Origin of the sequence: Citrobacter sp. TBCS-14 (assembly GCF_005280805.1) — a bacterium.
In the GTDB taxonomy this organism is placed as follows: Bacteria; Pseudomonadota; Gammaproteobacteria; order Enterobacterales; family Enterobacteriaceae; genus Citrobacter; species Citrobacter gillenii.
Map to the genome: position 1 here is coordinate 1 of NZ_SZWM01000361.1, position 622 is coordinate 622.

Annotated in this window: 1 pseudogene; it reads left to right on the forward strand. The window is 45.2% G+C overall.

The window, feature by feature from the left end:
- Positions 1-622: pseudogene (locus FDX22_RS15510) on the forward strand (fimbria/pilus outer membrane usher protein); the annotation flags it as partial.

The window sequence follows — 622 nt, forward strand, 5'->3', positions numbered from 1 at the left end:
ATACGGGCTGAATAATCTGTTAACGCTGTATGGCGGCACCATGCTGGCAGATAACTACAATGCGTTTACGCTTGGAACCGGCTGGAATACACGTATCGGCGCGATTTCCGTCGATGCGACACAATCGCACAGCAAACAGGATAATGGTGATGTGTTTGACGGGCAGAGCTACCAGATTGCCTATAACAAATATTTGNCCGTTTTGGCCTGGCGGCGTATCGCTACTCTTCCAAAGATTATCGCACTTTTAACGATCACGTTTGGGCAAATAATAAAAACAGTTATCATCGTGATGAAAATGATGTGTACGACATCGCAGACTATTATCAGAATGATTTTGGTCGTAAGAACAGTTTTTCAGCTAACGTCAGCCAGTCTTTGCCGCAGGGTTGGGGCTCGTTTTCGCTCAGTACGCTGTGGCGCGATTACTGGGGACGGAGCGGTAACAGTAAAGATTATCAGGTGAGTTATTCCAATAGCTGGCAACGGATTAGCTATACCTTTTCCGCCAGCCAGACTTACGATGAAGATCATCATGAAGATAAACGTTTTAACGTCTTTATCTCTATACCTTTCGATTGGGGAGATGATATTAGCGCTCCACGCAGGCATTTATATGTGT